6 protein-coding genes are annotated in these 9,508 nt (G+C 41.8%); 2 read left to right on the top strand and 4 right to left on the bottom strand.

The features are described from left to right. Positions 1-12: 12 nt before the first annotated feature. Together QUA13_RS11065 and QUA13_RS11060 are read right to left on the bottom strand one after the other, a co-directional pair. The gene (locus tag QUA13_RS11065; protein ID WP_333198341.1) at positions 13-1,083 is read right to left on the bottom strand and encodes a hypothetical protein; all 1,071 of its coding nucleotides are present in this window, start codon (positions 1,081-1,083) and stop codon (positions 13-15) included. Between the two features lie 562 nt (positions 1,084-1,645). Then, complete coding sequence (locus QUA13_RS11060; protein WP_333198340.1) at positions 1,646-2,182, bottom strand: hypothetical protein; 537 nt, start codon at positions 2,180-2,182, stop codon at positions 1,646-1,648. Between the two features lie 484 nt (positions 2,183-2,666). Here QUA13_RS11060 and QUA13_RS11055 point away from each other — a divergent pair, with 484 nt between their 5' ends. Further along, positions 2,667-3,167, top strand: a complete 501-nt coding sequence (locus QUA13_RS11055) for a hypothetical protein (RefSeq protein ID WP_333198339.1) — start codon at positions 2,667-2,669, stop codon at positions 3,165-3,167. A 221-nt stretch (positions 3,168-3,388) separates the two neighbouring features. Further along, complete coding sequence (locus tag QUA13_RS11050; RefSeq protein ID WP_333198338.1) at positions 3,389-3,628, top strand: tetratricopeptide repeat protein; 240 nt, start codon at positions 3,389-3,391, stop codon at positions 3,626-3,628. Positions 3,629-4,294: 666 nt separating this feature from the next. Here QUA13_RS11050 and QUA13_RS11045 read toward each other — a convergent pair. Further along, positions 4,295-7,009 carry a CHAT domain-containing protein gene (locus QUA13_RS11045; protein WP_333198337.1) on the bottom strand — a complete coding sequence of 905 codons (2,715 nt, stop codon included), beginning with the start codon at positions 7,007-7,009 and terminating at the stop codon, positions 4,295-4,297. A gap of 456 nt (positions 7,010-7,465) precedes the next feature. Beyond that, positions 7,466-9,139, bottom strand: coding sequence for a M10 family metallopeptidase (locus QUA13_RS11040; RefSeq protein ID WP_333198336.1), 1,674 nt, complete (start codon positions 9,137-9,139; stop codon positions 7,466-7,468). Positions 9,140-9,508 lie beyond the last annotated feature (369 nt).

Here is a 9,508-nt window from a genome sequence, read left to right as displayed (position 1 = left end):
ATGTGTCCTATTTTATGACACTTTGTGTACTCTGCTTATTTTTTTTTCTGTGCTACCGCTACTTATTGAGCGGATACTCTTAGACCTTACCTCATCAGGGTAGGTTTCCTTCATATACTGTGAATCAATACTATAAAAAGAGTCTATTACAGTTTCAGTAAAATTTTTAAGTTCTTGTAATTCATAAATTAAAGTTTGATCTGCTGAACCACTATATCTTATTAACAAATTTTCAAATCCATCGCTAATTTTTTGTAGAGCGAAAATGAAATACTCCTTCCAAGAAAGTCTTTTTTCTGACGTTGAAACCAAATTAGACAGTTCATCTAAATTCTTCCTAGTAAAAACGCTAACAATAGAGTCAATGAAAGCTTGCTGATCCTGTTCAACAACCGTATAAAAACTATTATTAATTAATTCTGTCGCTACCTCGTGACCTAGCTCATCTGCTAGAAAATAGTTTAAGAAACGCCCAAGAGAGTTAACTGACTCACAAAACTTGTTGGAAATAATGACATTGTTTAGGTTAATATTTTTTGGAACAACTTCAAGGCTTTCTATGCTTTTTACAAGCGCAGATGTCAAATCTTTTACTAATTGGTCTTTAATGTCTTTCTTAGGTTTAGAAGAATTTGGATAGCAATAAGCAAGCATTCGCCTATTACGAATATCAAATGGTAAATCCTCCACTTTGCATTGTGCAGTATTTATAACACAAATAACTTTCTCCCAACCTAAAACACTACTAGCATAACCTAACTCAATCAAAACATTAGGATTAGGAGTTAGTCTCACATTTTTTTTGGTTAAAGACCTCATCATTTTTTCAAATTTAGATGGAGGATTAATGATTGTAACATCACAGACGAATATTTGACTATTTGATATCTTCTTAAAAATAGAATCAGCAATATCTGGGGAACCAGCTAGCTTATTTGTAGCAGTATCTACACACATCTCGATATATATATCTTCACTTCCTTTCTTGAACGATTTTTTAGCTTTCTCTAAAGCATCTTCAATAAAATTACGATTTGATGATGATGACGAGTCAGACTGCCAAGAGTAAAAAACATTAATCATACTCAAACTAAGTTCTTATTTTTGCCAACCAATACAAAATTATAACATATGTACAGCATTAGTACAGTTATTCACCTCTTTACTACTGCATAATCAATTTTCATTAGTTGTCTTAGTAATTAATTCAAAACCAGCAAAACCTGCATAAGTGAGAGTTGTGAGTCCATCCCAACAATCAAAACCTTCAGAAATGTTCGATTATTTTGTGGATTGCATCTCGCCGTTTTTTTCTTAGATTTTTGTTTTCTCACTTTTGGGCTAGATTATGGAAAATTCGTCTCTCGCAGCAAATCTGATCAGGGAAAGTCACTTTTTCCCATTTATGCAAACGATTACAGCTTCATCAGAATAACGCTATATCCCAGTCTAGGGCTTGCAACCGCTACAAGCCCATCAAAATAGTCTACTTTTCACTTTTATAAACTGTACACAATGCCGCTCGTGTGGCTTATGTTAGCAGCCCTCTTATGGTGTGTGGTAGTAGTTGTGTGTGGTGGTAGTAAGGTGTGAGTGTAATATATGTCCACTCATTCCTATCTACAATTCGCTTTCGGTTACAGACTTATAATGGTTTCAAAAAATGACCGCTGATTTTATTGGGGTCAACTTTTCCTCTCTCTAATATTTCTTGACACTCTTTCTGCTCTTTATCAGCAATTTCTTTAACATATTTTCTAAGTTCTTGATTATCGTTGAGAGCAAAAAATTTACTCGGCAACGGTGTTGCTACTTCCCTACCTACAACAGGTTCTGCCGACGGGTCAGGTAAAAAAATAACATAATTGTTCATAGTGAACGGATGATGTTTTGGATCAGCAGTAAAAGGTGTTACATCTAATAGATGCTTATCTGGAGCGAGCCAGACGGCGTGATGTGTTGCCATCAGGTACTCTCCATACTTAGGATTAATGCGGCAACCAAACATCCAACCAAAAAGAATATCCCCTCCATCTTTTTGAACTTTATGCCACACATTCTCGAAACAACATGAAGGACGAGCATTATTTTCTGGCTGGGGATGTGCTAGCATCAAAGGCTGTGAACTTATTTGGGGTGCCAAATCCTTTATTTTCGCCAGCAATTCTTCCTTTGTAATCATAATTTCAAGTTTTTATAAACGATAAAGTACGTCACACAATAACAAAATATTGCAAGTTGCTAATGTATGTCTAGTTACCTAAAAATTGGAGTTGCTACAAGTTCATTAGGATATTACTTTCCAGCTTGGACTTATAAACGTTACAGCTCCATTAGGATAATAGTATTTTATAGCCCTGGGCTTAGAACTGCTACAGCTTCATCAGAATATCTCCATATCCTGAGCTTGGGTTCAGAACTCCTATGGCTAGGTAGGACAGACAATCTCGGCTAGGGGTTGCAAGTTAGCAAGTTGTAGTCCATACAGCATTTGGGTTGACCGCAAAATCAATGCTGACAAAAACGCAACCGGGTGCGCTTTTGTCAGAGGATATTAATTCTGTCTTCCCCTCATAGTCCTTCTTTTGTCCAGTCAATCGTCCAGTAAGCAACTGGACTAATCCGAGTTACAATTTATCCAGTACCAAACTGGACAAACTGGACAAATGGAAACTTACCCGATCGCAAGCCTGCAAGAGCGCTACAACCTAAGCAGCAAACAATCTGTGTACGATCGCATAAAAGCTTTATCGATCGAACCAGTAGCCCGAGGCAAAATATCCAGTGAACAACTGGACAAACTGGACAAGTTAAATCAGCATCTAAAATCTGGTGGCACCCTATCTGATTTTGAGAGCAGCCACACCGAAATTTTCAAAATAGAAGCGATCCAACCTGCGACCCCAACAGCTATAAATCAAGACAGAGAAAACTTTCTTGAGCTCATCGAGGCGATCGCCCGACAGATTGCAGCAACTCGCGATCCTCTGCAACATTATGCAGCGTTGGAACAGGCGATCGCCTCCGGTTGGATTCTATCAACTGCTGAAGTTAGAGCGCTTATCGGAGTTAAGCCCAGCGGCGATCGATTCAAGCGGGGCGCTTTTGCATTCATCCGAGCCGGCAAAGTTGGGAATCAGGCTGGATGGAAGGTTGAAAAAATATGAGATTTTAAGGCGATCGCTTTGAATAATGGTTGTTCAGCACCGGCGAAGTTTGATTGCTCATCAGAGTCAAACCGCACGACGTTCAAACCAATCGCGGAAGCTTTGCGTTTGTATAGAGAGTTGTCGATGTAATTAGGTATGAGGATGAAACAGCTAACACCCTCACCAGCATTGGCAGAGTCTACTCAAATTTGGGAGAGAAGCAGAAAGCGCTGGAGTATTTGAACCAGTCCCTGACCCTTTTTCGGACACTCAAAGATCGCAGTGGTAAAGCCAACACCTTCCTCGATCGCAGTGGTGAAGCCAACATCCTCCTCGACATCGGCTTAGTCTACTCAGATTTAGGAGAGAAGCAGAAAGCGCTAGAGTATTACAACCAGTCCCTGACCCTTTTTCGGGCAGCAGGCGATCGCAGTGGGGAAGCCAACACCCTCAACTCCCGCAATCAAGCGTCATCATAAAGAGTTTTAGATTGGTGATCGGGTACGGATTCTCGATAATGGCTTGCATCATGGGAAGGACGGGGAAGTGTTGGCCGCTAGTTATGGAAGTGTTGAGAATGACTACCGCATCACACTCGACAAGGAATCACACCTTAGTGGCGAAGTTGTCGTCACAGTTCCCCACTCCCAAAAGTTCCCCATCTTAATGAAGCTGTAGCAGTTCTACGCCCTGGCTCAGGTTATGAACCTATCCTGCTCTAGCCTTCGGGTGTGGCGTGTTAGGTATTTAGGGCTTGCTGGATAAGTGCAGAAAGGTTACACAGCCTGGTTATGTGATCGTGCGCCCAAAAAAAGTGGGCAAGATAAACAGGTAAGGCGTTGCTGATTCTGGCGTATGAATAAACTTTTCACTTGATGTTACAAAACTCACTCTACTTGGCTTATAGCCATTCCGAAAACTTGAATTCATACTTGTATTCAGCAACGCCGAGATTATTATCCTACTCCTATTCTAATTAAAGTAGGGTGCGTCGCCGCCAGAATTCTGATTATTTACGACTATCAATGAGCGACGCACCATACCGCTATACTCTCGCCCGAAGTGACAAAAGAGAGATAATATTAGATCGAGCCGCTTTTTGTTGCTGACAATTACAGCAACAACCAACCTTATTCCGCTCTATTCTATAGCCAGTTACCGATAAGGATAAAGGAGGCCCATTTAGCGGGGTGTATATTCTTGTTTTGATTAATCAGCGCCTTCTGTGCTTCCTTTAGGGCTTCTGCTTTGCTCATTTGCGATCGCAAATTCTCGTAAAACTTAGCGACTAATTCTTGTGTAAAAGCATCGTCAACGTACCAAAGAGAAGCCAAAGCACTTCTGACTCCTGCTTGCACCGTAATGCCAGCCATACCTAGCGTAGCACGGTCATCTCCTATACCCGTTTGACAAGCCGTGAGTGCGAGCAACTCCACTGGCTGCGAACTTCTACTAAAGCGGCGAATATCAATATCTAGCTGAGTAATTGTAATCTTCTCATTATTACCAGTCACTAAAAAGCTATCTTCTGGAATAGTGCCAAATTGACCGTGAGTAGCAATGTGAATAATCGGGTAAACCGTTTGTTTAAGTTCTTGCTCTAAACTCGCAGGAGTAAATTGTTTGTCCAAGAGTTTCTTGCTACCTGGAAATAGCTCGATCACTCGATCGATTTCATCGGTGACATTTGCCAAAGGCTTAAATTCTTCACCATCAACGGTAGCGGCTTCTGTTAACCCCAAAGCTAAAGTCCGCCGACTTTGAAAGTTTAGGGATTTAGGGGATGTCAAACGCAACCCAGGAGTCGTAGCAATGGCGTATTTCTGAACTAGAAATTCTTCACCATCGTGGAGTGCAGCCATCGGTACGTTGCGTAATAGCCCATCTTGGATGAAAACGAGAGTTTTGATTTTTGTTGGGTCTAAATCGGAGGCGAAAGGGCGAATCAGCGAGTTATATAGATTTTGTGCTGGTGTTAAAAAAGCGTCAGTAGGATCGTAAAATTTCTGAACTTCTATACGAAAATTTTTGATTTGTTCTATAAGTCTTTTACTATCGTCGATCCAGACTAGCCGTTTAAATCTTCTTTTAGTATTTGGCTTTCCCTTCTCGTCAGAGTTGGGTAAACTCACCACAATCGCCGTTCGATAGTCCAAAATTATAGAACTAAAGACAGCAGTGTCTTCTCTTTCTAAATCATCAACTCGTTCTGGCTCAAAAACGGTAAAGACACACTCATTGCCGAAGTAATTTTGCAATTCTGCTAGTTTCAAAGAATCAATCGCGTTGAGTGCAGAATTGAGCTCCTTTTGGTACTCTTGACTTGCAATAGGTAGCGTTTCAGCACGCTCTAGCTTTAACTGAGCAAACTCACGGTAGAGAGGAGTAATCGTATCCCGAAAGCTAAATTGCAAGTCTCGCTGGGTAATTAACAGATTGTCTCGAATACCTCCCTCACCTTCTAAAGTTGCGATCGCGCGTTCGTAAGCAGCAATTGCCTCAGATTCTTTCGCCTGTGCTTTAAATATTCGTCCCGCTTGCCACTCCCACAAATAAAGACTATCTTTAGCAAGTAAGTTTTGGTCGGCTGCCAATCTTGCCTGTTTGGTAAAATCTAAGGCTTTATTGTAGTCTTTGCGGCATTCGTAGAGATGACCTAGTTTACCTAACGCAAATGATTCGGAGCGAGAATCTTTAATGCCTCGAGCAATATAAACAGCTTTTTGCAGGAGTTCTTCTGCCTGCAATTCGTTGAGTTTTCGCGGCTGACATTGAGCTTGAGATGAAGTATAATTAATAGAATCAATAGGTTGTTCTATTTCGGCTAAATTGATTGCTGCATAGACTTTATTGGGAGAATCAGGGATGATATTAAGTAGAGTTAGAGCTTCTTGCAATGCTTGCTCGGCCTTATTAGTGCGATCGGGTAACTTAAAATATTTCGATCGGTAATAAAGTTGAATCAAATTGAGAAGCGATCGCATTTGACTCGATCGGTCATTTTGAGTGCGAGTCTGTTCGAGACTGTGATCGAAATAACCTAAAGCTTTTGTGTAATTAGCAGCAGCTTCTTTAATGAATTCATTAGCTTTATTTTCTGCATTTCTGGACTTAGCAGAATCAGCACGCTGCTCGTTGAGTTGAGCTTTACTAAAGTAAGTATTACCGAGACTATTAAGCACTGATGCGCGATAAACTGGGAGGTTAATCTCCCCGACAATCTTTAAGCTAGCCTCTAGAGTTTCAATGGCTCGATCGTACTTTCCTGTGAGGCGATCGGCTTCTCCCAAACTTCCCAAAGCCGCCGCTTCTCCCTGGCGATCGCTAAATTTTTGGGCAATTTGCAAAGCACTTCCTTCACTTTTAAGGCAAATTTCATCAGCCTCAGAAGCACCGCATAAAAGCGATCTCGCTTCTCTATTTTGTCCCAAACGGCTGTAAGTTTGAGCGAGCTCTGTGAGTAACCGTCCCACCTTCACGAAATCTCCTGAAGAGCGATAGTTGTCGATCGCACTTTTCCAATAATCGATCGCTTCGCTGAATTGACCAATTTGTTGATAAGCTATGGCTAGTTTTTCTCGAACGATCGCCTCGTTAGCGCGGTTTTTAGTGCTTTGATAGGCGGTTAAAGCAGTTTGCCAAAGTACGATCGCGCCTTGCACGTCTCCTGTTTTATATCGTTCGATTCCTTGTTGTACGATTTGGCTGGGATTGGCAGACTGTGCGGTTGCTACTTCTGGCCATCTTAGTTGTAAAGGATTAAAAGAAACATGACTCAGCCACAGACAAATGGTGAGACTGGTTAGGAATAAAATTACCAGAACATGGCGGACACGGAATCGGCAATGTCGGCTTGGCATAGTAGTAAGCTATGGTAGGTTTTCATGAAGATTTTAATTCTCGATTTTGCCACAAAACCAAGCTGGAGTTTAAACTCCTTTCTAGCTTTGGTTTGCAATTAACTTAGCATAACAGGTGAATGCCTGACTTCGACATTGATTATTGTCCATCGAGCGAACATTTCCCGATCGCGTGATTATAATAATGTGGGGTGTTCTCTCTTCTGCGAGCGATAGCGATCGAAGGCTTGTCCAACTGTTCGATCGCAAGTTGGTATTTTTTGAAATCGATCGAATTGTACAAATGATTCAGACTTGCTATATAACCACTGAGGTTGAAAAACTAGGTTTTCAAGCTGTTGTGCTAAGCATAGCTAAACTTAAACTCAGGAGAAAATCATGGACTCTACCAGAGAAACAGACAACACAGAATTTGAGTCAAAAGTGTCCGAACTGCTGCCTGACTTAGCTCAATTGCTAAACAATTGAAACAGAGCCAAGCGTATAATTCTTGAGGAAAATGAGGGAGTCATTTTCAGAATTGAATCCAGCCACTGCGTCATTGAAAGCGATGAAGGTTCCGGCTAGACCAGAAACTCTAAATGCTTCAGCACTGTTGGCTGTAAACACACCACTGGTTAGTACAGTAGAGATAGCTGCTTCACTCAAACTAGCTGCATTACCAACAGAGGTAGTGAGTGTTGCTGCAACTATATAACTAGGAGCATCAATTTGGTCACCAATAGAGTAGTCAGTAATCACATCATAGTTGGCTAACAAGGATTGACTGAGATCCGTGTAGGTAAATCGATCGCTCCCACTCCCACCAGTTAAGATATCTTTGTCATTGCCACCCACGAGAGAGTCATTGCCCTTGCCACCGATTAAAGAGTCATTGCCAGCCCCACCATTAAGGGTGTCATTACCAGACTCGCCGATTAAAGAGTCATTGCCAGCCCCACCGTTGAGAATGTTATTGAACTCATTGCCAGTAATCAGATCGGCAAAAGCAGAACCATCGGCATTCTCAATTATTGCACCATTAGCAATAGTAAATCCGCCAAAAATGCCCTCGGCAGAAGAGATATAACCACCAGCACCTGCTCCATCTACAGCAGGGTTGAGCGAGGCATCATTGAGATCGATCGTGACACCCGATAGTGCCCCCACACCACTAATAGTATCAACTCCGCCAGCATCCCAAATACAGGAATAATAGGTACCTGATTGGTTGGCAGTGGGCAGGAAGTATGTGTCGTTACCAGTTTTGTAGCTGTTGTTTGCCCCATAAAGATGCTGAATAGCAGCAATATCAAACGCCATAGGTGTGCCTTGATAGCCGTAGTCCAGTGTACCTGGATCGCCACCACTGTTAACTAGCCCAGCATTGTAGGACATGGTGGTGTAAACGCCCTGGTTCAAGCCATAGTCCCCTGTATCCCCAAAGGCGGTAACTCCTGGATAAATTGATGAACCGCCTCCCTTGTCATGGGGGTGAGCCAGCCCTAATCCATGTCCAAGTTCATGAATTAAAGTGATGAAGCTAAAGGCACCTTGCGCTATGCCATCAGTATTCCAACCATCTCCTTCCCAGTTGAAATAGCCAATTCCCTGTCCATCTTTTCCAGGAGGATGTAACAATCCTAAGAAATCATTCGCATCGGCATTACCCACATTATAGAAGCCAAGGGTAGCTGATTTATTATTGTCCCCAGCATTCACAAATTGAATATTGGCAACCGCTGACCAACTGTTTAAAGCGTTTACCATAGAAGCTTTTTCCCCTGCAAACCAGTCATAGGGGTTTTGCGCGATGTCGTAGGCGTCATCAAAACTGGCAGTTTCGGAATTCCAGAAAGAGTAATCAATCGTTTTTGTTGACGATGAACCTGATGTCCAATAATTCCCACCCCAGAGAATGCCATCAATGTAGACATTGCCTGTGAAACCCTTATTGCCAACAGGCAACTTAGCAATTTCTGAAATCTGGGATAGTGTGCCTCTACGAGCATCTGCAAAACTTTTGCTATTAAGGTCTGCCTGGAATGCAATATCAGTTGGGATGGTCGCGATGGGTTTGACCTCCAACTCATTTTCAATGTAGGGACTTGTAGAAGAAGTTGTTTTTCCAAAAGTCATGTCAGAAGGCATAGTTGGTTGCTCCTAATAATTTCATCTGCGTGATTTATAGGATAGGAGGTCAAATAGAAAGAACGCATTAACCTTCTATGCCAACTTAATGACATAACCCAACTAATAAAAATACATACTTGTGCAGGCAAGCTTGCATAAGCCTGCAATGTTAGGGGGACATTATCGCGCTGATATTCTGAAGGCATCAACCACAGTAAGGTGTAGAGTCGCTTGCTGGGCAGGGGCAAGAATTGTTTGCATTTTTCTTGCTTTTTTCACTGCATTTCACGCCCTTTTATCTCATATTTTTGGTTGTCAATGCAATCGCAGAGAATTCGTATATGAAGTGCTTGTTCTCCCAGAATTGCCTTATTTATAGGGCTAGAA

This window comes from Microcoleus sp. S28C3, assembly GCF_036700785.1.
Classification (GTDB): domain Bacteria; phylum Cyanobacteriota; class Cyanobacteriia; order Cyanobacteriales; family Microcoleaceae; genus Microcoleus; species Microcoleus asticus.
This window is presented reverse-complemented; position numbering and strand designations above follow the sequence as displayed.